Below are 23,328 nucleotides of genomic sequence, written 5' to 3' on the forward strand. Positions count from 1 at the left end.
GATAAAATTTATTTTTTAATCATTTTAATGCCTTTCGATAAAGTATTTCCTTTTTTGAATTTTACAATATAAAGACCCGGTTTTAAAGACGATACAGTAATATTCTCAGAAATAGAATCATTAGAAAGAACCTCTTTGCCATTGTTGTCGTAAATAATGATACCATTGTATTGGTTTGTAATAACTTCTGAAAGTTGAAGTTTATCTGCAACAGGATTTGGAAATTGTATCGTAGCATCAGCATCTTTCGACTGCTCTTTTGCAGATAAGGTCGTGGTTAATTCTTTAATACTAAAATCAGAAAATCGCATTGCTTCATCTCTCATATTTGCGATATCAGTCAAACTGCGGTAAATTCCCCATTTAGGACGAATAAAAGAGTTTGCAGCATAAACAACACCGGTTGACGAAGTATAAGCCGGACGAATCGTTTGAATATTAGGATTGCTGTAATCCATTAAAACCGTTCCGTCACTAACTTTTTTTATCATTATGGTATACGTTCCCTGCAAACCAACTTTAATAGTTTCTGTCGCTTCGACCCAAATACCTTCAAACAAAGACATATTTGGCGTTTGATATTTTATGGTTGCCGCCGCTGCATCCTTGTCATAAATTAATTCTAATCGGGTTGCTCCGTTAGATAATTTTCTTAAAGTCAACGTAAAAAGAGGATCATCATCGTCGCCATCTACCGCTTTTACCTGATGAATGTGAGTAAAACTGGTAGTAGGTTTAAAACCAACAGGCACTTTAAAACGCCATTTGTATTCTACCGTTTCGCCAATAGTTCCTTTTAAGTTATCAGGAGACGGGGCAAATGATTTTATTTCGACACGTTGCCTGTCTGTTTTTCCGGCGACAGGCTCATTGTCAGGAGGAGTATTGCTGACATGGGCATAAAACTCAAAAACATTTTTATTGAGTTCCGCATCAAAAACCTCCGCAATATGTCGCCCAAAAGTAGGATGAATAGCATCTGGTGCTTCAATCGCACCGTTTGCCGTTCCGGGTGCCAATGCGTTTGTAATTAATTCATAAGTTCCAACTCCGCCTGGACCATCGGCGTTTAAGGTGACTTGGGCATGGCTTGCAAAATTTGTTATTATTAAAGCAATTCCGTAAAATTTTATATTTTTCATAATTTGCTATTTTTATTATTTTTCATAATGCGACGAAGTTTTTTCTCGCAGATTATTAGGATTAAAAGGCTTTTGTTTCACGCAGATTTGAAAAAGATTTAAGCAGATGCACACAGATTTTTTTTTTAATTAAATCTCCAAAATCAGCTCCAATCTGCGGAACCTGCGTGAAACAAAAATTTTGCTCCTTAGCGTCTTTACGCGATTAATTTCATCCAGCATGAAACAAAAAAGCTTTGTGTCATTGTGATATTAGTTTATCAATTCTCAATCTTCAAATATTCGCCTTTAAAACTCTGGTTTAATGCCGTCATTTCTATTGGGGCATTAGAACCATCGGGAACGACTTCGATCGAGGCTTTTCCATTTGCCATTTTTATAGATTCACTTCCGGTTGGCGTTCCCTGGCTTTTCATCGTTTTTCCGCCTTTCAAACATTGAAAATAAACACTTTCTTCATAATCCAGACAACGCAAATTGTTATTGTCAATTGCAATTGCCGTTACCAGATAATTGCCATTTTTTAATTTTTGAGACGACAATTGCAAAGATGTTGCCGTATCATTTTTATTAAAACGGTACGTTACTTTTAGAGTATCCGAAACCTTTTTCCCGTTTTTGGTTTCCCCAACAGCAATTAAAATATTTTCGCCTTTCAAAAAATTCACATCCCAAGTTAAGCCATTTGCAGGATATAGCGAAAGATTTCGTTGTTTTTCTCCAAGTGATTTTCCCTGATGGTATAGAGTAACTTTGTCACAATTACTAAAAACACTCAGCGTTCTGGGCATATTTTCAGGTCCCTGACGTTCTGTCCAGGTATGCGATTCGATGTACGTAAAAGGTTCATCGCTCCAATAACTCTTAAAAACATAATACGCATCCTTTGGATTTCCGCTGCGATCTACAAGCCCTTTTTGATTCATGTAAGGAATGTCATCTTCCGGACGTAAAGGCGTTGCAAAATCCTTAAATGCCCACTGAATATTACCCACAAACGTTGGGTCATTCTCGGATATATGCAAATGCCAGTCAAATAAATCGACGATATAATTCTCGCTCCAATCGCCAATTTGTGCAATATTCGCCACTTTGGTTTGTACAATGGCCTCTTCCCAACCTTCGGCTTTTATAATGTTTTCGCCCGTAACCGGGTTTTCGCTATGACGTCCCACATGACTGTCTCCACCATATTCAGCATGGATAAAATGTTTGTATTCTTTTTTATAAACGTCAATCGCTTTTTGATAGCTTTTATAACTTCCGGAGTACCAGCCCGACCAGATAGAAGGGGAGAAGACATCGACAATTTGCGAGCCTTCATAATATTTTCTAATTGCCGTTTTTCTGGTTGGATCAAGTTTGTGGGCGATATCATTGAGTTCTGTCAGAAATACGTTCGTTCTTTGTGTATTATCTCCATCAGGAAAATCAGGCAACCAATTCATTTCATTCCCCAAAGACCAGATGATAATGCTGGGGTGATTGTAATTTTGGCTGATGATTTCTACCAGCATATTTTTAGTGTTCGTTTGCCAGACTTCATCACCAATTCCGCCACGACACCAGGGCAATTCATCCCAAACCAGTAAACCCAGTTCATCGCAGGCTTTATAAATTTCAGGATCTTGGGGATAATGTGCCAGGCGAACAAAATTTGCTCCCATTTTTTTTATCGATTCCATATCTGCACGATGTTGTGCATTGCTCATGGCAGCGCCAACGCCGGCTTGTTCTTCATGACGGTGTGTACCCCTGATAAGCAATCGTTTTCCGTTTAGATAAAACGGACCGTGATCTTTAAACTCAAACCATCTAAAACCTACTTTTTCGTTTACGCTGTCTCTTATTTGGTTTTTCTCCGATAAAAAAGCCGTAACGCTATATAAATTTGGTTTTTGAGTATCCCATAATTCAGGATTTTTCAGATTCTCGAATTTAATATTGGTTGTATGATTAGAAACTGAAATCGTTTTGCTGGCAATCTTTTTCCCTTTTGGGTTTTTAAGGATCACAGTTAGCGATAAATCTTTTGTATTTTGAGGATTTACGGTAGAAGCCACAATATTTAAAGAAGCTTTCTTAGCCGAAACTTCAGGAGTTGTAATTTTCAAATTCTCGATATGATTTTTGTATTTAGACAATAACCAAACATCACGGGTTATTCCGCCATAAATAAAGAAATCACTTTTTTGAGACGGAATAACTTCGATGTCATAACTGTTATCAACCCGAACAAAAATTTCGTTGTTTCCTTCTTTAATAAAAGTAGTAATATCGATCGTAAATCCAATGTATCCCCCAATATGTCCTCCGGCTTCTTTACCGTTTACATATACTTTTGTGGTTACATTCGATCCTTCAAAATAGAGATAGTAGCGTTTGTTTGGATCAATTTGGGCAATGTTTAGCTTTTTTTGATACCAGCTGGCATCGCGTCTGTAACCCGGATTTAGATCCGTTGCATCTTCGGCATTCCAGGTGTGTGGTAAATTTAAGGAAGTCCAGTTTGTTGCTTTTTGTGCTTCGCTAAGACTAGAAGTATGATTTTCTAAATACAGCCAATTTTCATTGATATTAGTTTTAGTCTGGGCAAAAACAGGATTCAGACAAAAAATAAAAAAAGCAAAGAAAGCTTTGGTAGAAAATGATGTATAATGATAAAGTAGTTTTTTCATAAAATATAAAGCTTTTTTTAGGTTCAAAGGCTTAGAGGTCTGGAGGTTCAGAGGTTCAAAGGTTCAGAGGCTAAAAACCTTTGTCACTTTGTACCTCTGAACCTTTCTTACCTTTCTTACTTTTTTCTTAACAATGCTTCCAGAAAATAATAATCGGCATAGACAATAGGCTCGTCGATTTCGTCGTGTTTTGGCCAGTTTCCGGTGCTGTGATCGAATATAAAAGGTGCGTTTATTTTTGAATCTAAAATGTATCGATCAGATTCTAAGGTCGCTATTACTTTATCGGCATAAGCCAAATAACTCTTATTTTTAGTATAACCATATAATTCGTATAAGGCAGAAGCCATAACGGTTGCGGCAGAAACATCTCGTGCTGAATTTGGAATCCCCGGATCTTTAAAATCCCAATACGGAATCCCGTCTTCGGGCAGGTTTTTATTGTTGATAAAAAATTGTGCTGTAGCTTCGGCTTGTTTCAGGTAGGCGGGATCTTTGGTATATCTGTACGACATGGTAAACCCGTAAACTGCCCATCCTTGTCCGCGCGCCCAGACCGAATCGTCATTGTATCCCTGAAGCGTAGTTTTTTTTCTAACGGCTCCTGTTGCAGGATTATAATCGATTACGTGATAACAGCTATGATCGTCACGAAACTGATTTTTAAGGGTTGTATTGGCGTGTTTGATCGCGATTTCCTGATATTTTTTGTTTCCTGATACTCTGGTTGCTTCAAACAACAATTCGAGGTTCATCATATTGTCGATAATGACCGGATAATCCCAGATTTCCTTATTGAAATCCCAGGATCTGATAGCACCCACTTTTGCATCAAAACGAGTGCATAAAGTTTCGGCTCCTTTGATAATTACGTCCTTGTATTCTTGTTTATTTTCGACTTTTAATGCTTCGCCATAACTGCAATAAACTTTAAAACCCACATCGTGAGAACCTCTGTTTACGCTTTCTTTTTTACTAAAAGGAGTCCATTTTTCGGCTTGTTTTTTATAAGCGTCATTACCTGTAAGACGGTACAATTGCCAAAGATTTCCGGCAAAGAATCCGCTTGTCCAGTCTCTTGACGGTACTTTTTTGATAAGATTTGTTTTGATGGTCATACTTCTGGGCATTGACATCGAATCAACCGGATAATCCAATAACATTTTGTATCGGGTTTTCAGAAGATTTGCTGCTGTTGCGGGAGTATTTTTTTTGGGAGAATTAATCCCGGATTTGCACGCTGTCGCCAGCAATGCAAACCCAAGGATTAAAGTAAAAAAACTAACTCTATTCATAATTTACTAATTTTTTTAGTTTCTAAACTAAATTTTAGACTCGGATTGGACGGATTCGCTAGCACGAAAACGCTGATTTTCGCAGATTTATTTTAATCTATAATTTTAGAAAATAATCTATGTGTTGAATATTTTTTCTCGCAGATTTTTGAGTCTAATAATCCAACAATCTAATAATCTAATAATCTATTTTAATACCCCGGATTATTCGGTTTTAAATTAGGATTGATCGCTAACTCAGTTCCCGGTAGCGGAAACAAATAATCTTTGTTTGGATCAAAATTGGCATGAGGTTCAAAACCATTAGGGCCAAAAACTTCAGGGCCATTTTTCAGCCTTTTGATATCGTACCATCTTATGTATTCAAAAGCCAGTTCTAATCTTCGTTCCTCAATAACCATTTTTTTAAAATCGGCTTTTGATAATCCCGGCGTTACATTGGCAGGAAAAGAAACCTGTTTTCCGGCTTTGTTTCGGGCCCTGGCACGCACTCGGTTTACATAACCATCAGCCTCTGTAGTTCCCGGAGTAATTTCGTTCAGGGCTTCGGCAGCTGTTAGCAATACTTCGGCATAACGCATCGTGATATAGTTGTGTTGAGAAGTTCTTCCGTTGGCACCTGCTTTTCCCGGAAAACGGAAATATTTTGCAATATGCGGACGTGGTGCTTTTTCGTTATCACTGGATGGAAAAATTTGCAAAGCCCCACCCGGACCCGTTTTTTTTCTAATAATCGTATCAAAACTCACCGCTCTTCTATAATCTCTTTTGTCCCAATCGTTAAACACTTTTAAGGAAGGAACAGCAACAGAGAATCCTTGTCCGTAACTGTAACTATCATCTTTTAGAGAGCCTGTAAAAAAGGCGGTATAATCCTGACCGTAATTTCCTGAAACCAGATTGTTAAAGTCAATTGTAAACAATGGTTCTTTTAGCGCAGCTGTTTTTGTAGCATTAAATAAATCCTGAAAATCAGCATCCAGACCTAAACCAAATTTGGCTTCGTTTGTAATGACATATTTAGATTCGTCATACGCTTTTTGATAATTTCCTAAAGTTAGATAAACAGAGGCTAAATAACCTGCCGCTGTACCTTTTCCCGGAACGGCTTTTACTTTTGGTTTATCTTCCAGCCATTGTTTTGCAAATTCAAGATCAGAAATTATTTTTAGATAAATATCTGCTTCTTTGGTTCGGGTTAATTTATCGACCTGAGAAACCTCGTTTACGCCAAAATCAATATACGGAACGTCTCCAAAAGTACGAACCAGATGATAATAGGTAAAAGCTCTTGCAAAATAAGCCTGCGCTACGATTGCATTTATTTTTGCAGGATCTCCCGGCGTTTTTTTAGCGCCTTCGATTGCTTGATTGGCAGCACCAATTATAATATACGACTGTGGCCAGAAGTTGGCTACAAGTGCGTTGGTATCGTTCATGCTCATATCGTTTACATCGATACGGGCTGCCTGAGTAGTTCGGTCGCCAATATCTGCCATATCATCACGCAACATCAGGGCGATTGTAAATTCTCGTCCCCAATAATTATTGTGGGCAATATTGGCAAAAGCGCCATTTACGGCAGCTTGCAAATCATCTGTATTGTTAAAAAAGTTTTCAGGACGAATAGTTCCCACCGGATGTTCCTCTAAATCCGAACATCCAAAAGCGAATATTCCTAAGAAAAGAAAAGCTATATATTTTTTCATAATATTATTTTTTTAGGTATTTGGTGTAATAATTTAAACACATAGAACATAGCTTTTTGGAACGCTAAAAAACGCGTTTCACTTGCATTAATTATCATAGCATTTTGCGTATGGCTATGTGTGAAAACCAGTTTTTTTTAAATTTCTTTTTTTTGACAAAGAAAAATCTATGTTTCTATGTGTTTAAGATCATTTTTAGACTAAAATTTTAAATTAAAACCCATTGTAAACGTTCTCACATTCGGGTAACTTCCATAATCCAAACCTAAATTGGTGTTACTTCTTGAATTCGTATCATTTAAGTAATTTACCTCAGGATCAGAACCCGGATAATTGGTAATAGTCCATAAGTTTTGTGCACTGATATAGAAACGAACTTTGCTCAATCCCATTTTCGAAACCACTTTATCGTCTAAACTATAACCAATAGAAACGTTTTTTAAACGGATATAACTTGCATCATAAACAAATCGTGACGTAACCCTTTTGGTTCTTGCCGCATTTATAGGCACATTTGTATCTGTATGAGTTGGTGTCCAGGCATCCAACACTTCGGTTGTAGCATTGTTGTTTCCGGAAGCCAGTTCCATCAAAGTATAATTTAAAATTTGATTGCCTTCTGAACCCTGAAAGAAGATATTCAGGTCAATATTTTTATAGGTAAAATCATTATTAAGTCCAAAAATAAAATCAGGATTTGGGTTTCCTATAATCGTTTTGTCATTAGAATCCAGTTTTCCGTCGCCATTGACATCTTTAAATTTTTCTCCTCCGGCTATCGTTTCAAAATTTCCGGGAAGAACCGTTTCACCTTGCTGAATTACACCATCATATACAAAACCAAAGAAAGAACCAACCGGTTGACCCACTCTCAAAATCTGAGAATCTGTAGCCAGAAAATGTCCTGGTGTAGAGTTTATTAACAGATCTTTGTTATCTGCCAGTTTCAATATTTTGTTCTTATTCGAAGAAATATTAAAACTTGTAGACCAGGTAAAATCTGCACCAATAAAGTTTTTAGAATTAATACCCAATTCCCAACCTTTGTTTTCCAGTTCTCCCACATTTTGGAGCTGAGAAGCAATTCCGGAAACTCCCGGCAATGGTCTGTTAAACAATAAATCTTTGGTAATTGTTTTATAATAATCGGCTGTAATGCTGATTCTGTTATCGAATAAACCCAGATCAATCCCGTAATCCTGTTGGTAAGATGTTTCCCATTTTAAGTTAGGATTATTTATTGCCGTAAGCTGTACCGCATTTACAATCACGTCACCGCTTACATCATAAACTTCAGAAAATTTCGAAAGAGTAGAGTAGGCATCAATAGACGGATTTCCGGTTGCACCATAACTCGCTCTTAATTTAAGATTAGAAACCGTTTTGTTGTCTTTTAAGAAATTTTCCTTGCTAATATTCCAGCCAACTGCGCCAGAAGGAAAAGTTCCGTATTTGTAGTTTTCACTAAAGCTCGAAGAACCATCACGACGTGCTGTAAACGTAAATAAATATTTATCGTCATAATCAAAATTCAATCGCCCGAAAGCCGATATCAATTCTGTTTCAGACAAGCTTGATTCCGGTTTTAGGTAAACCGTTCCGGCGCCTAAATTATGGTACGAATTGGTATTGGTCAAAAATCCTCTTGAAGCAGCAAAAACACGTTCGTTTTTGTTTTTTTGATACGAATATCCTCCAAGAACTGTCAGGATTCCTTTTTCGATAATCTCACGTTTGTAGGTTAAATAATTTTCTGAAAGGAAAGACGAAAATCTCGTATTAGTTACAGAAGCTTCTCCTTTAATATTTTTTCCTGCAATTAAAGTTGATGGAATATACCTACCGGTTTGCGAATTATTATCGGTTAAACCTAAAGTCGTTTTAAAATTTAAATCTTTAGTCAATTGGTAAGAAGCAAAAAAATTGCTTCTGTTTACAGTTGAAACGGTCTCCAGAATATTTTCCATTGCTGTTGCATACGGATTATCAATATCGTCTCCAATTGGAGCCGTTGACGTAAAAGAGCCATCAGCATTATAAATACCTTTGTCCGGCATAAATCTGTAAGCCGCAGCAATTACACCCGCAGCACCTGTTCCTCCGGCACCCGTCTGGCTAATAATTCCGTCTTTGTTTTGCTTGCTTTGAAATACGTTCAAACCTACTTTAAACTTGTCTGTTAAATCAGCTTCGAGATTGCTTACAATCGTATATTTATCAATTCCTGAATTAATCACCACTCCGTTTTGATTGAAGTAGTTTCCGGAAACGTAATACCTGATTTTATCAGAACCACCTGAAAATGATAATTGCGAATTCGAAATCATTCCTTCGCGATAAATAACATCCTGCCAATCAGTGTTAGCACCACCGGAAGTATGCGTTGTAAAACTTTTTCTATACGCTACAAACTGATCTGCATCCAGTAAATCTAATTTATTGTTTACAGCTTGTATTGATGTTGAATTACTGAATTCGATCACCGGTTTTCCAGGTTTTCCTTTTTTGGTCGTAACCATAATAACCCCGTTTGAACCTCTTGATCCGTAGATGGCTGTAGCCGATGCATCTTTTAAGACCTCAATAGAAGCAATATCCTGAGGAGCGGGCATCGAAACACCTGCAAAACCATCGACAACGATAAGGGCATCGCCACTTGCATTGATCGATGTTCCGCCACGAACCCTGATTTTTACAGGAGCACCCGGTTCACCACCATTGTTCGATTGTACAGAAACCCCTGCTGCACGACCTTGCAAAGCCTGTTCAGCATTAAGTGTTGGGTAAGCCGTTAGCTCTTTTGCCGTAACAGAAGATACTGACCCTGTAATATCACTCTTTTTACGAGTTCCGTAACCTACCACAATTACCTCGTCAAGATTTTTAGTATCCGGTTTCAGGCTTACATTGACTACCGTTTTATTTCCTAACGGAATTTCGATAGTTTGATAACCTACATAATTAAAAACTAAGACAGCATTTTTTTCTGAAACGATGACGCTATAGTTTCCATCCATATCTGCAGATCCTCCAACAGATGATCCTTTGATATAAACATTCGCACCAGGAAGTCCCATTAAGTCCTCGCTCGAAGTAACTTTTCCGGTGACTTTTCTGTCCTGTGCATTCATAACAATATTTACCAGTAAAAAAGTTACCAGCAAACACCATTTAAGCGATTTTAAATTTTGGTTTGTAAACATTCATTTTGGTTTTAGGTTAATGTTAGATAAAATAAAAAAGCAATAAACTCATTCCTATTATTAGCAATACAAATAGAATTTGAAGCAATAAGAATTTTGTTTTTTTGAGTTTCATAAGGGCAAATGTAGCAGGCGCAAACGATATAGAAATACAAAAAAGGGTATCTAAAAATACAGATACCCTTTTTTTAACCGTTTAAAGATGCAGATTTAGGAATTATAACCTAATTCTAAATTAATAAAAGTTCTACTCTTGCAAGGTTTTCAAAACCTTGCAGGAATTTATCAGGAGATTTTTTCGCAAAATTTGTCAGCAAATTGTGTAGGTGTTTCACCATATTTTTTTTGGAAGCATTTACTAAAGTATTTCGGATTGTTGAATCCTACTTTATAACTAATTTCCGAGACGTTTAATTTGTTTTGTTCTAGTAACTGAGCGGCACGTTTTAATCTTATTTCGTGAATAAACTCGTTTGGCGTAAAATTCGTCCAGGCCTTTATTTTTAAAAATAACATGGTACGGCTTACACCCAATTCTGTGCAGAAAAGCGGAATATCAAATTGTTCGTTCGAAATATTTTCTTCTACTATTTTGAATGCTTTTTTCAATAAATCTTCGTCTAAAGAGGAAACGGTTATTTCTGACGGAATAAAATTGTCATCGCTCGAGAATTTGTTTTTTAAACGTTCTGTTGAATTCAGCAGGTTTTTAACACGAAGTTTAAATTCGATCAAATTAAATGGTTTACTAATATAATCATCAGCACCACTTTCCAGACCCTCAAATTTATAGACTAATGATGTTCGCGAAGTCAGTAAAATAACCGGGATATGACTGGTTTTTAAATTTGCCTTGATTTTAGAACAAAGTTCTGTTCCTACCATTTCCGGCATAATGACATCGCTTATAATCAAATTAGGAATGTGTTGCAATGCTTTTTCAAAGGCGATTTTTCCGTTTTCGGCTTCAATAATATTGTAATCTTCCTTGAGTAAATTTTTCATGAACGATCGCAAAACTTTATGATCTTCGACAATCAGGATGGTTTGTTTTTCGTCGTTTACTATAAAATCACCAATATCTTCCGGTTCCGTAATTTCTGCTTTTTCTAATTGTGCCGTATATTGATCGATATCATCACTGATTTTAAAATCGGTAATAATTTCAGCATCCAAAAGATGTGTCCTGCCCAGCGGGAGCGTTACTTTAAAAACAACCCCTTCCGTCTGTTTATTAATTACATCAATAGTTCCTTTATGCAGTTTAACAATGTTTTTTACGATCGAAAGCCCAATTCCGGTTCCTTTATTGTAGTTTTTCTGAACATTATTGTGCATAGGAACTTCAAAAAACAAATCAAAAATTTTATCAATATGTTCCGGGGCAATCCCAACGCCGGAATCTTCTATGGCGATAAAAAGATTCTTGTTGTCGTGCGAAATTTTAAGATGAATGTTGCCGCCTTTTGGGGTATATCTAAAAGCATTCGAAATCAAATTATAAAAAACACGTTCCAGTTTATAGCGATCAAAATACACTAAAATTTCCTCTTCGACCGATTCGAAAGTATAGGTATAACCGCCATCTTTGGCATATTCTATAAAAGATAAAAAGATTTCTTTGGTAAATTTTACAATATTTCCTTCGGCAGATTCCAGCGTAACCTGATGATTTTCGAGTTTTCTAAAATCCATTAAACGATTGATCAATCCCAAAAGATGATTGGCACTTCCTTCAATCACCAATAACTTTTTGTACATTTCGTTCGTCCCGTTATAGTTGGCGAGAATTTGTTGCAAAGGTCCTAAAATCAAGGTTAGCGGTGTTCTGAACTCGTGTGAGATATTAGTAAAAAAATCCAGTTTGGCGAGATTGTTTTCTTCAATACGTTTAGTTTCCAGATACTCTAATTCTAGTTTTTGTTTGAGTCTGGCTTTTGATTTCATGATCCAGATCAAACCGTATAACCCTAAACCTATTACCATCGCATACAATAAAAAAGCCCAGATACTGCGCCACGGAGCAGGTTTTACAATCACAGTTAATGTTGTTGGAGCCTTGTTCCAAACCCCGTCATTATTAGCACCACGAACTTCAAATATGTACGTGCCCGGATTTTGAATGGCAAAAATAGCCTCGGTACTTTTGGTTGTTGTCCAGTTGTTTTCTAACCCAACCAAACGGTAACTGTATTGATTGTTTTTGGATCGAATGTAGTTTGGAATCGCAAAATCTATCGAGAAATTGGCTTTGTCATAATCAAGCGTAATGGTTTTGGTATAACCAATGCTTTTTTCTAAAATGCCAATAGCGTCATTAGGATTAATGGTTTCGTTCTTAATTTTAAGATTGGTAATCAATACTTGTGGCGCATACGGATTTAGGGATATTTTCTTGGCATCAAAATAAGTCGCTCCGGATGGACTGCCAAAATAAAACTGATTCGAATCCAGTTTTAAAGCCGCATTATCATTAAACTCATTACTGGTCAAGCCATCTTTTTGATCGTAAATAACAACTGTTTTTAGTATTGTACTATATTTTATAATCCCCTGATTGGTACTAATCCATAAATTTTTGTCAGCATCTTCTAAGATCGAATGTATCGAAGTAATGACAGTATTGCCAACTCTCAGATTGATTTTATTGAATTTTTTTCCATCAAAATAATGCAATCCTTTTGCTTTTGTTCCCACCCAAATTTTATTTTGACTGTCCTGAAACAAGGTCAGAATATCATCTCCGGATAAAGAAGCCGAATCGAAAAAGTAATGTTTAATGGTATATTTATCCGGAGCAAAATTGAGCGGGATATAATTCAGCCCGTTTTGCGTACCTACCCAAACGCCTTTTTTGGAATCGACTAATATTGCCCGTACAATATTATTGGTAAGATAATTGGGTTGATCGATATCATTTCCTATCACTTCAGAAGTTTTCGAAATGGTATTGTAGCGAATCAGGCCTTTGCCAAAAGTACCAATCCAGAGAATGTCATTTCCTTCGGTTTTAATCGAATACACACCCGATTCCTTTAATAAAGTATTGAGATCGGCAGCAATTCGATTGTCTTCCATCTTTTTGGAAACAATATTATAAGCCGATAATCCTTTTGAATAGGTACCAATCCATAAAATATCTCCCGAAAGACACATCGATTTAATATCGTTTTTAATGTTTTGCCCGCTTTTGCTGTTGATGTAACTTGTGGCTTCACTATTTTTATTATAAATCGTGATTCCGCCACCTTCAGTTCCAAAATAAATATTGTGATTTTTATCCGCAATAATAGAACTCACAACATCAAAACTCATCGGAATCTTTTTAGAATTCTGATTGTAATTAGAGAAATTAACATTCGAAATATCCCAAATATTCACGCCTTTATAGTAACAACCAATCCAGACGGAACCTTTTTTGTCGATATAAACTGATTTTACTTTATCAATTCCGTTGCTGTTGTTGCTGTTATTTATTTTCTGAATGTTTTTGTCTTTTCCTAAAATGTAGATTCCATCATACGCTCCAATCCATAAAGATCCCTGGTTGTCAATAGCCAGAGAACGAATATCAGTATTGATTTCGCGGTACTTTTCATCCGCTAAAAAGGAGGTAAAGGCATTCGATGTTTTATCAAATTTTAATAGCCCTTTATTTTTTGTCCCCACCCATAAATTGCCCGATTCATCTTCTGTAATTGCCTGAACATTTAGTTGATCTGCCGTATTGAGAGGATAATTTTTAAAGAATAATTTTCCGTTTTTTCTGCCTGTAAGTTCGCACAAACCTTTTGTAGTACCAATCCAGATTTCTCCTTTTGTAGTTCTTAAAATCGTTATAATATTATTGCTCGGAACCGTTGTATTGTCAGTGTCTGAGTGAAAAACAGACATGAATTGTTTCGATTTTTTGTTGTAAATCGTCAATCCTTTCGAAGTTCCAAACCACATTTCCTGACCAATTTCTTTGATCGACCAGATTGCATTTCCGCTTATTGTATGATTGGTTTTGGTATGTAGATAACGTTTAAAAGTATTGGTAACAGGATTATAACGGTTTAATCCGTTGTAGGTGCCCACCCATAAATTGCCTTTTTTGTCTTCTTCGACAGATAAAATATCATTGTTGCTGATAGAATTTTTGTTGGTAACATCATTCCTGAAAATCGTAAATTTGCTTCCGTCGTATTTGTTAAGACCATCACGTGTACCAAACCACATTTGCCCAAATTTATCCTGATGAATAGCAATGACAGAACTCTGCGAAAGTCCGTCTGTAGTCGAGATATTTTTAAGGCGGTATTTATTTTGGGAAAATATATTTCCCGAGACAAAAAGTAAAACCAAAAGAGTTATTTTATACTTCATGGCGGTTTTTTTTAGTTTCAAAGTAGCAAAGGTTCAGAGATGCAAAGTGAGAGAGTAAAATTTTAAAAAACCTTTGTTCCTTTGAAACTTTGCATCTTTGTCACTTTAAAAAAATTATTTCTTTAATCGTTTTTGCAATTGATAATCATACAACGAAGGAACTTTATCCAGCGATGTATTTAAGAATTCAATATAAGCATCAGGTTCATATTTTACTTCGAATTTAGTGTTTCCGTTCACACCAATAATTCTGGCGAGAGGTCCATCTTTCATACCGTATAATAAAACAGGTTTAACATCCGGATTTGAAACCTGGACATTAAGATTCCAAAACGTACTGAACGGTCCGTGCGAAGGTTTCCAGTAATCAGCACCACCACCGCCAAATAACAAATAACTATTGTTTTTATCCGCTGTAATATGAACCGTAATATGATCGAATAAGTTTTGATGATTGGCGCCGGAATGCTGATCTAAAAGCGGATCTGCATAAATCTCACAATCCTCATACACGTTTTTGGTCGCAAAGGTGTTAAAGCTTAAAGGATGAACTGTTTTGTTATAGATTTTAAGGTTTTTGACCAATACATTGTGCACGCCGCCCAATGTTACCGTATAATGCGAGATATGAGTTCCATCTGTCACAATATCCTGAACCGTAACATTAGCAATTTCTTCGGCTAGAATTCCGCTGTCGGCATTGGTAATTTTGATATCTTTTACCCAACTATTAAAAAGTCTTGTTAGAAAAATTCCGTTATTTCCCGGTTCAACATGATGTGCCACTCTGGGGATATCAGGAAAAGTAAAACGTAAATGTTCGATTCCTACTTCGTCAAGATGTTTCCATTCGACCAATTGTGCCTGATAACTTGGTTTTATAGCAATCGTTAAAGGTGTTTTTAGTGTAATTTTTGAGTTTGATATTTTGGTTATTTCCACTTGTTGCCTCACAATTGGAAGTTTAGGAAATTTCCAGTGATGAGAACCCGGTTTTACATTCGCACCTTTGTATAAATCTGTAATGATCCCGCCATTTTCACCGTCTTTATTAAAGAGTTGCAATTCGACAATATCGCCAACTTTCAAACCTTTTATATCCGAAACTGAAATCGTGTGTTCGCCCATATTTCCTGAACTTACTTTGGCCAAAGGATTTGGAGTGGGTTCATATTTGTCTAAATAAGATTTTACACGTTCATTTGGGATTTGTGTCCAGATAAATCCGCCGGACCAGGCATATTGCGAGAAAGGCAAATCGATATTATTTTCAGGTTCGCGTTGTCTTTTATCCAGCGTGGTCAGGTATTCCCGAAGTTCCGTCAATGATTCCGGATCTTTGAGATACATCATAGGTCTGGGACAATAAATTTCGGTTCCGTTATCATCAGAACCCGCACCACGAAGTACAAAATGGCTTCTTTCGATATACACAATTTCACTCAGGATAATACGTCCGGCAGGCAATTGCAAAATCACATTTCCTTCGACTGCATTTGCTGCTTTTACCGCTTTTAATAAAGCTTTCGAATCATCAAGACCATCATTTGCTTTTACGCCATAATCTGTTGCATTGATGATTTTTCCCTCGGCTTCCGGCAGTTTTTTTTCGCCAAAATGATACCCTGCATAACTAAAATCCGGCAGGTAATTTGTTTTTGAATCAGTTAGTATTTTAGGTATTTGTTGCGCAACCAGAATACTATTTATAAAAAAGCTGCAACAAACAAGGAGGGTTTTGGTATTCATGATTGTGGTTATTTGGTTAGTTAGTTTTTTGTGCCACGAAGGCACTAAGGCGCAAAGATTTTTTTGCTTCACGCAGATTTTAAAAGATTTTAGCAAATCGCACAGATTTAATTAATAAAAACTGTAAACAATCTCTGCGTAAATCCTTTTAAATCTGCGTGAAAGATTCTCTTAATCTTTTTATAACGATGACTTTAAATAAAAAAGCTTCGTGTCTTAGTGCCTTCGTGGCTAAAAAGTACTTTTGCGGTAAAACTCTTTTAAAGCGACTTCTTAATTCCCATTTCAAGACCTCTCAATTCAGCCAGACCTCTCAAACGCCCAATCGCAGAATATCCCGGATTGGTCTTTTTATTGAGGTCGTCCAGCATTTGGTGTCCGTGATCCGGACGCATTGGCAATTGGCTGTTATTTCTTTTTTCGACTTCGATAATTGCTTTTACAACCTCGTACATATCCACATCGCCCTCCAGATGATTCGCTTCATAAAAGCTTCCTTCGGCATCTCTTTCGGTACTTCTTAAGTGAATAAAATTCATTTTATCGCCGTGTCGTCTTACGATTCCCGGCAAATCATTATCTGCTCTAACACCATAAGAACCCGTGCACATCGTAAATCCGTTCGATTTTGATTCGGCAGCCGCCATCAATTCAATCAAATCTTCCTCCGTACTTACCACTCTTGGCAATCCTAAAATCGGGTAGGGAGGGTCATCAGGATGAATCGCCATTAAAACCCCTTTGCTTTCGGCAACCGGAATAATTTCTTTTAGAAAAAAGAACAGATTCTTCTTTAAAGCCGCCCTGTCAATATGATTGTAACCGCTTAATGTAATCAGAAAATCTTCGACAGAATAGGCCTCTTCCGCTCCCGGAAGACCTGCCAGAATATTTTGCTGTAATTTTACTTTTTCAGCAGCTGTCATAGCCTCAAAATAACTTTTTGCCTTCTCGATTTGAGTAGCCGAATACTCCTTTTCTGCTCCCGGTCTCTTTAGAATATACAATTCAAAAGCAGTAAAAGCAGTAATATCAAAGCGTAAAGCCTTAGATCCATCGGCAGTTTCATATGCCAGATCAGTTCTCGACCAATCTAAAACGGGCATGAAATTGTAGCAAATGTATTTGATCCCACATAACGCCAGATTTCTAATACTTTCTTTATAATTCTCAATGTATTGAAGATAATTTCCGGTTTGTTTTTTAATGTCTTCATGAACCGGAATACTCTCTACGACTGACCATGTTAATCCCGAAGCTCCTTTTTTTGGATCTCCGTTTTCATGTTCGATTTCGACTTTTCGTTTGATAATTTCTTCAATATCCCAAACCTGTCCATTCGGGATATGGTGCAATGCGGTTACAATTCCGGTAGCTCCGGTTTGTTTAATATCTTGCAGAGAAACGGGGTCGTTGGGCCCGAACCATCTTAAAGTTTGTTCCATTTTTGGTTTGTTTTTTGCCTCCAAAGCCTTAAACTTTGAGGATATTATTTTTATAATTTTTAGGAGCTAATCCCGCTATACATTCCAATCTTTTATCCGCCGCGGCGGATAAAAGGATTTCCACTTCTATCGGGGCTAGTACACTTATTTTCATAAGAAGCATTTCGCATTTTTATATCATACTGAGATCTAATTTTCATTATCGTATGTCACCCTGAGCGGAGTCGAAGGGCGCTCCAATTGGAACTTAGGCTTTGACTACGCTCAGCCTGACAATAGAGATGTAATCGTAAAATAAAATCTTTAAATACTTGTTGCAGCAAAACCTCCGTCTACTTTTAAGACCGTTCCCGTAACAAATTTTGACATGTCGCTGCATAAAAATAAGAGCGCACCATCAATATCTTCGGGAGTTCCAAATCTAGCCATTGGCGTATGTTCGATAATTTTTTCGCCTCTTGGTGTCAGTTTTCCTTCCGGAGTCAATAGTAAAGCGCGGTTTTGCTCGCCAATAAAAAATCCAGGTGAAATCGCGTTTACACGAATTCCTTCGCCATATTTTGAAGCCAGTTCGACCGCCATCCATTGGGTAAAATTGTCAATTGCCGCTTTTGAAGCCGAATATCCTACAACTCTCGTCAAAGGTCTTTGTGCAGATGCTGATGATATATTGATGATAATTCCTTGTTTTTGTAGGGCAAAAAGTTCCGAAAATACTTGCGATGGCAACATCGTACCAATAATATTAAGATCGACTACTTTTTGTAACTCATCTACTTTCAAATCAAATATTGCCTGATCCGGGCTAATGGTTGCACCGGGCATATTCCCGCCCGCAGCATTGATTAGAATGTCGAGACGACCATATTTTTCTACAATAAAATCTTTGGCTTTTTCCAATTCTTCTTTGTTTAAAACGTTTGCCTGAACAGCAAAAGCTTTTCCACCATTGCTTTCTATTGTTTCTACCGTTTTATTGGCCTTTTCAATCGATTGAGAAACGATTCCTGTAATAACGCCTTGTTTAGCCAAAACGTTTGCAAAATTACTTCCCAACACGCCTGCACCGCCCGTGATTAATGCAATTTTTCCTTTTAAATTAAATATTGAATCCATATTATATTTTATAATTTGTTGTAATTTTTTGCCACAGATCAAAAGATTAAAAAAGACTTCTTTAAAAAACAATCTATTTTAATCTATAAAATCTGTGGCAAAATTTTTGGTGTGCTAAAAAATAATTTTTACCTAAAAGTTATTATTTTCTTATCGTCTGTATTATTTCGAGCATCTTTCTGGTTTCACTTTCAATTACATCGTAATCTTGTTCTTCCATGCGTTTTTTACTGATTAGTTTACTCCCTAATCCCACGGCAGAAGCTCCGGCATCAAACCAGCCCTGAATACTTGCATGAGTGGTTTCAACACCGCCCGTTGTCATGAAAACCAAATCCGGAAAAATATCTTTTATACTTGTCAAAAAATCAGGACCTAAAATATTTCCGGGAAAAAGTTTTACGAATTTTATTCCGGTATTTTCAGCTGCAATGATTTCTGTTGGGGTCATGCAACCCGGAGTGTACAAAATTGCTTTGCTTTTTAAGAAATCAGCCACTTCAGGAATAAAACCCGGGCTAATAATAAAGTCGGCTCCGGCATTTTGAAAATCTTTTGCCTGTTCTAAGTTTTTAATAGTACCAATGCCCAGTAACATTCCGGGCAGTGTTGCATTTCGAACGGCCACCATTTTTTTAAAGTTTGATAACGCTTCAATTCCTCTGTTGGTATATTCTACCGCTCTGATTCCAGCTTTGTAAAGCGTTTTTAAAATTTCGACACTAATCGTTTCGTCTGTAATAAAATACAGCGGTAGAATGCCTTGTGCCGCAATAACATCAATGTTGTTTTGAATTGTGCTCATAAGTTTTAGATTTTAACCTTAATTACAATTTTTTTAAGTGCTCCGTCGCCAATCATGGCAGCGTGAACATCTGTGGGAAACAAAATCGCAAATTGTTGTTCCTGCAATTCAAAAAACAGATCAGGTTTGTCGTGAAAAAAACGAACATCTCTTTCGAAACTGTAATCCCCATTTGGACTGACACATTTTTCTCTGGGTTTCCAGGCAAAAGTCTCAGGTCCTTTTATCGAAATTTGAATGTCGATGTTTTGGTCGTGACATTCAAAACCTTTTATACTTTCTTCTCTCGTGGCGCCTTTGCCAACAATTACGATTACTTTTAATCCTTCGGCAATTTCAAATGTCCCTTCTTCAAGTTTGCTAATGTCATTTTGATGTACATACTCAAATGCTTCTTTGAACTTAGGATGAAGGCTGAAATATTTTGCAGCGTTTTGTAATGAATCTACAATCATTTTATCGGGTTTTATATTTTGTTTTTCAGGCTAATAATTATTTAAAGCATTACTTTATATACATAATTTTAAAATATTGGTATTTAATTTAGATTAACTACCCTGTCAGTATTTATAAAAAATAATATTTTTAAGGAATCATTATGTTTTTTTCAATCACATGTGTATATTTGCGTGTACGCACACGGGTTTTACAAATGTATATAAAAAGTTAGGTAAAACAATCTGTATTTAATAAAAAAAATAATAATTTAAAGTGTTTTTATAAAATCATTTAACTTAAAACTTGTCAATATCATAACAATAAAAAAAATTGCCGAATTAGCCAATGTTTCCCCCGGAACCGTTGATAGAATTATCCATAAGCGTGGGCAGGTTGCTCAGGAAAATGTAGATAAAGTCAATGCTATTATCGAAGAATATGGCTATAAACGCAATATTCTGGCGAGTAACCTGGCTTTGAATAAAAAGTTTCATTTTGCAGTTTTTTTACCACAATATGAAAATCTGGAATATTGGAAGAGCCAAATAGCAGGAATCGAAAAAGCGGCTATAGAATTTAGTAAGTTCGGAGTTGTACTGGATTATTTCTTCTATGATTTTAATATGGTTTCGTTTAAAGAAGCAATCAAAAAAGTAGTAGAATTTGATTGTGACGGACTATTGTTTGCACCTATTTTTTATGAAGAATCGGTTCGTTTCTTAAAAGAGTACAAAAAGAATAATATTCCGGTAGTTATGATCGATTCAAATATTTCTAGTGATAATCAAGATGCTTATGTTGGTCAGGATGCTTTTCAGAGCGGATATCTTGCCGGAAGACTGATTAGTTTTGCAGTAAAAAATGAAAGACAGGTATTAATTTTTAAAATTACCCGGGAAATAGAAAGTACATCGGTTTATTTGCAACGTATCGATGGCTTTTATTCTTTTTTTAAAGATCATGAGGAACTGACCAACTTTAAGTTTTCTGAAATCACCATTAAAGATTCTGGAATCGATCAATTGAATTTAGAAATGTTCTCTGGAATCAACAGCGTTTTTGTACCCAACTCAAGAGCGTATATTGTAGCCAGATTTTTAGAACAAAACCATATAAAAGGCGTACGGATTATTGGTTACGATTTATTAAAAGAGAATATTGAATATATGAATAAAGGTGTAATTGATTTTTTAATCAACCAAAGACCCGAGGAGCAAGGGTATATGGGCATTAATCATTTATACAGAAAGTTGGTGTTGCAGGAAACAGTTGCCAACACACATTATATTCCGTTAGAAATTATTTTAAAAGAGAACTATTTCCCTGTGAAGAAAGGGTAGAAGTTTGCCCACGGATTTGGCAGATTTATACTGGTTTTCGCGGATTTTTTATTCTCATTTTGAGCAAACCAGACAGGTTTTTGAAATCTGTCTGGTTTGTTTTTCAGGATGAAAAGATTGCGAATAATAAAAAATTAAAACCAGCGTCAATCCGTTTAAATCCGCCAAATCTGTGGGCAAAAAGCTTTATTTCTTTACCTTAACAATCAAAGGAGTATTTACTTTTTTAGCAAACGAACTCAAATAGCTTTCCCAATCTTGTTTGGTTTGAAACGGACTTCCTTTTTTCCATCCAAAACCCACATAATAAATGGCTTTGTTGTTTTTTACTTCGATATTTCCGTATAGATTACTTAAGTCTTTGTCGTTTGTAATATGATTATCAAAACTGGTTAAAGTGTTTTTTGGAGCTACAATTCCGGTTCCAATTTCAGAATCGTCTATAGGTTCCCAATGGCTTAACCAGCCTTCTTTTAGGTTTGTTCCAATAGTTCCTTTTTTATCATGAAGCGTTAATCCGGCTGCTATAGATTTTGCTCCGGTAATATTGATTTCAAAACGAGAAAGGTAACTTCCGTAATCCAGACTTATTAATTTCGATTCGGTTATTTTATTGCCTTTAGCATCCCAATTGGCATAGTTCAGGATAAAACTCGTTCTGATAGGTCCGGTTGTTATGGTTTTCCAGCTTATAAAATTCTTAGAGAAAAAGTATTTATCATCGACTTTAACCGCAATTCCGCCCACGCCACGGCTGTCGCCTACATGAAAATTATCTAAACCTTCGCCCGTATCTTTATGATAAGTTCCCGTTCCGTTAGTCGCTTTTTCGTACCATTTGTTGATAATAGGGTAATCGACTCTTTTGAGCCACGCATCGATTCCGCTGGTCAAAGTTCCTCCCTCAATTTTGTCTTCGACCATTTTTTGTGCCACAGGTCCATACGTTCTAAAGGCGACTTTATTGTTTTCCCAAGCATAATCGTCCGTTCGTTCCGGAACAAATCTCGAATAACAACTAATCGTTTTTGATGAAGACGGATTTTGGGCAACCAAAACCTCAAAATCCTGATGCGATGAAGCACTTATTTTAGGCTGAAACAATAATACATCTACAGTTCCGTCGCCATCATTGTCTACGGCTTGACTTTCTAAAAAGGTATTGGTAGCAACTTCTTTTACGGCATAATTTTCCAGTTTAGCAGAAGTGGGTAATCCAAGAGATTTTTTGGTCAGTTCAATCGTTTCAAACTCCCGATCTACAGGCAAAGAGTTGGTTACCGTAATAATTTTGTTTTGAGAATGACTGGCAAAACTACTTACCAGAATCGCGAGCAATAAAAGAGGCTTTTTCAAGGTGGTTATTTTTTAATTTTTGTAAAGTGAAAGTAACGAGTTATAAATTTACGAATCGATTTTGGATTAAAAATACAGAATTGGGGTAAAAATGTACAGAATCCGCATAATGGGAATAATGTAAAATAGGTAAAATAATTAAACACTATCTTTAGAATTAAATTCAAGATCCCCATGAAACAAAGCGCCGGCATATTACTTTATAAATTCGTCGATAAAACCATATTCTTTTTATTGGTTCATCCTGGTGGTCTATTCTGGAAAAATAAGGATTTGGAAAGCTGGTCGATTCCCAAAGGCGAGTTCACAACTGACGAAGATCCGCTTGATGCCGCAAAAAGGGAGTTTCAGGAAGAAACAGGGTTTCAGGTCGAAGGTGATTTTATAGCCTTAGAATCTGTACTACTAAAATCGGGTAAAACAGTTTTTGCCTGGGCTGTAGAATTTGATCTTGATGTTACGCTGGTAAAAAGTAACGATTTCGAAATGGAATGGCCTCCAAAATCCGGAAAACGACAATCGTTTCCTGAAGTTGACAGAGCCGAATGGTTTCAAACTGAACACGCTCTCAAAAAAATAAATCCTGCACAAGCTGATTTTATCATTCAGATAATTTCGAAAATTTCTTCTTCACTCTAAAATGAGCACGACTTTCAGGAATAATTTCGTAATTTACATTTCCTG

14 protein-coding genes are annotated in these 23,328 nt (G+C 36.4%); 2 read left to right on the forward strand and 12 right to left on the reverse strand.

The annotated features are described in order from the left end of the window. Nucleotides 1-8 precede the first annotated feature (8 nt). The 11 genes from B0A64_RS02935 to B0A64_RS02985 form a co-directional block, all read right to left on the reverse strand. Nucleotides 9-1,142, reverse strand: coding sequence for a T9SS type A sorting domain-containing protein (locus tag B0A64_RS02935; RefSeq protein WP_089478052.1), 1,134 nt, complete (start codon nucleotides 1,140-1,142; stop codon nucleotides 9-11). Nucleotides 1,143-1,402: 260 nt separating this feature from the next. Continuing rightward, nucleotides 1,403-3,820 (reverse strand): glycoside hydrolase family 2 protein, encoded by a 2,418-nt coding sequence (locus B0A64_RS02940; protein WP_089478053.1) that lies wholly within the window; start codon nucleotides 3,818-3,820, stop codon nucleotides 1,403-1,405. A gap of 116 nt (nucleotides 3,821-3,936) precedes the next feature. After that, on the reverse strand, nucleotides 3,937-5,115 hold the full coding sequence (locus tag B0A64_RS02945) for a glycoside hydrolase family 88 protein (RefSeq protein WP_089478054.1): 1,179 nt from the start codon (nucleotides 5,113-5,115) through the stop codon (nucleotides 3,937-3,939). A 191-nt stretch (nucleotides 5,116-5,306) separates the two neighbouring features. Further along, nucleotides 5,307-6,824: a RagB/SusD family nutrient uptake outer membrane protein gene (locus tag B0A64_RS02950; RefSeq protein ID WP_089478055.1), complete on the reverse strand. Its 1,518-nt coding sequence runs from the start codon at nucleotides 6,822-6,824 to the stop codon at nucleotides 5,307-5,309. A gap of 200 nt (nucleotides 6,825-7,024) precedes the next feature. Further along, nucleotides 7,025-10,027 carry a SusC/RagA family TonB-linked outer membrane protein gene (locus B0A64_RS02955; protein ID WP_089478056.1) on the reverse strand — a complete coding sequence of 1,001 codons (3,003 nt, stop codon included), beginning with the start codon at nucleotides 10,025-10,027 and terminating at the stop codon, nucleotides 7,025-7,027. Between the two features lie 285 nt (nucleotides 10,028-10,312). Further along, the gene (locus B0A64_RS02960) at nucleotides 10,313-14,395 is read right to left on the reverse strand and encodes a two-component regulator propeller domain-containing protein (RefSeq protein WP_089478057.1); all 4,083 of its coding nucleotides are present in this window, start codon (nucleotides 14,393-14,395) and stop codon (nucleotides 10,313-10,315) included. A 114-nt stretch (nucleotides 14,396-14,509) separates the two neighbouring features. Further along, on the reverse strand, nucleotides 14,510-16,144 hold the full coding sequence (locus tag B0A64_RS02965) for a pectate lyase family protein (protein WP_089478058.1): 1,635 nt from the start codon (nucleotides 16,142-16,144) through the stop codon (nucleotides 14,510-14,512). 260 nt (nucleotides 16,145-16,404) lie between these two features. Continuing rightward, the gene (uxuA, locus tag B0A64_RS02970) at nucleotides 16,405-17,589 is read right to left on the reverse strand and encodes a mannonate dehydratase (protein ID WP_089478267.1); all 1,185 of its coding nucleotides are present in this window, start codon (nucleotides 17,587-17,589) and stop codon (nucleotides 16,405-16,407) included. Nucleotides 17,590-17,892: 303 nt separating this feature from the next. After that, a complete protein-coding gene (locus B0A64_RS02975; RefSeq protein WP_089478268.1) occupies nucleotides 17,893-18,705 on the reverse strand; it encodes an SDR family oxidoreductase in 813 nt (270 codons plus the stop codon). A gap of 142 nt (nucleotides 18,706-18,847) precedes the next feature. Next, entirely contained in the window at nucleotides 18,848-19,510 is a 663-nt protein-coding gene (locus B0A64_RS02980; protein ID WP_089478059.1) for a bifunctional 4-hydroxy-2-oxoglutarate aldolase/2-dehydro-3-deoxy-phosphogluconate aldolase, read from the reverse strand. 5 nt (nucleotides 19,511-19,515) lie between these two features. Beyond that, entirely contained in the window at nucleotides 19,516-19,965 is a 450-nt protein-coding gene (locus tag B0A64_RS02985) for a YhcH/YjgK/YiaL family protein (protein ID WP_089478060.1), read from the reverse strand. A gap of 312 nt (nucleotides 19,966-20,277) precedes the next feature. On the opposite strand from B0A64_RS02985, the gene B0A64_RS02990 reads away from it, so the two are divergent. Next, the gene (locus B0A64_RS02990; protein WP_089478061.1) at nucleotides 20,278-21,288 is read left to right on the forward strand and encodes a LacI family DNA-binding transcriptional regulator; all 1,011 of its coding nucleotides are present in this window, start codon (nucleotides 20,278-20,280) and stop codon (nucleotides 21,286-21,288) included. 186 nt (nucleotides 21,289-21,474) lie between these two features. Here B0A64_RS02990 and B0A64_RS02995 read toward each other — a convergent pair whose 3' ends face one another. Further along, a complete protein-coding gene (locus B0A64_RS02995) occupies nucleotides 21,475-22,644 on the reverse strand; it encodes a DUF4861 family protein (RefSeq protein WP_089478062.1) in 1,170 nt (389 codons plus the stop codon). A 174-nt stretch (nucleotides 22,645-22,818) separates the two neighbouring features. Between B0A64_RS02995 and B0A64_RS03000 the strand changes: the two genes are divergently transcribed. Continuing rightward, nucleotides 22,819-23,283 (forward strand): NUDIX domain-containing protein, encoded by a 465-nt coding sequence (locus B0A64_RS03000; protein WP_089478063.1) that lies wholly within the window; start codon nucleotides 22,819-22,821, stop codon nucleotides 23,281-23,283. Nucleotides 23,284-23,328: the final 45 nt, after the last annotated feature.

Origin of the sequence: Flavobacterium araucananum (genome assembly GCF_002222055.1) — a bacterium.
GTDB classification, from domain to species: Bacteria; Bacteroidota; Bacteroidia; order Flavobacteriales; family Flavobacteriaceae; genus Flavobacterium; species Flavobacterium araucananum.

Coding starts and splice junctions, on each gene's coding strand:
- B0A64_RS02935 (WP_089478052.1), bottom strand. CDS start 1,142: ATGAAAAATATAAAATTTTACGGAATTGCTTTAATAATAACAAATTTT.
- B0A64_RS02940 (WP_089478053.1), bottom strand. CDS start 3,820: ATGAAAAAACTACTTTATCATTATACATCATTTTCTACCAAAGCTTTC.
- B0A64_RS02945 (WP_089478054.1), bottom strand. CDS start 5,115: ATGAATAGAGTTAGTTTTTTTACTTTAATCCTTGGGTTTGCATTGCTG.
- B0A64_RS02950 (WP_089478055.1), bottom strand. CDS start 6,824: ATGAAAAAATATATAGCTTTTCTTTTCTTAGGAATATTCGCTTTTGGA.
- B0A64_RS02955 (WP_089478056.1), bottom strand. CDS start 10,027: ATGTTTACAAACCAAAATTTAAAATCGCTTAAATGGTGTTTGCTGGTA.
- B0A64_RS02960 (WP_089478057.1), bottom strand. CDS start 14,395: ATGAAGTATAAAATAACTCTTTTGGTTTTACTTTTTGTCTCGGGAAAT.
- B0A64_RS02965 (WP_089478058.1), bottom strand. CDS start 16,144: ATGAATACCAAAACCCTCCTTGTTTGTTGCAGCTTTTTTATAAATAGT.
- uxuA (WP_089478267.1), bottom strand. CDS start 17,589: ATGGAACAAACTTTAAGATGGTTCGGGCCCAACGACCCCGTTTCTCTG.
- B0A64_RS02975 (WP_089478268.1), bottom strand. CDS start 18,705: ATGGATTCAATATTTAATTTAAAAGGAAAAATTGCATTAATCACGGGC.
- B0A64_RS02980 (WP_089478059.1), bottom strand. CDS start 19,510: ATGAGCACAATTCAAAACAACATTGATGTTATTGCGGCACAAGGCATT.
- B0A64_RS02985 (WP_089478060.1), bottom strand. CDS start 19,965: ATGATTGTAGATTCATTACAAAACGCTGCAAAATATTTCAGCCTTCAT.
- B0A64_RS03000 (WP_089478063.1), top strand. CDS start 22,819: ATGAAACAAAGCGCCGGCATATTACTTTATAAATTCGTCGATAAAACC.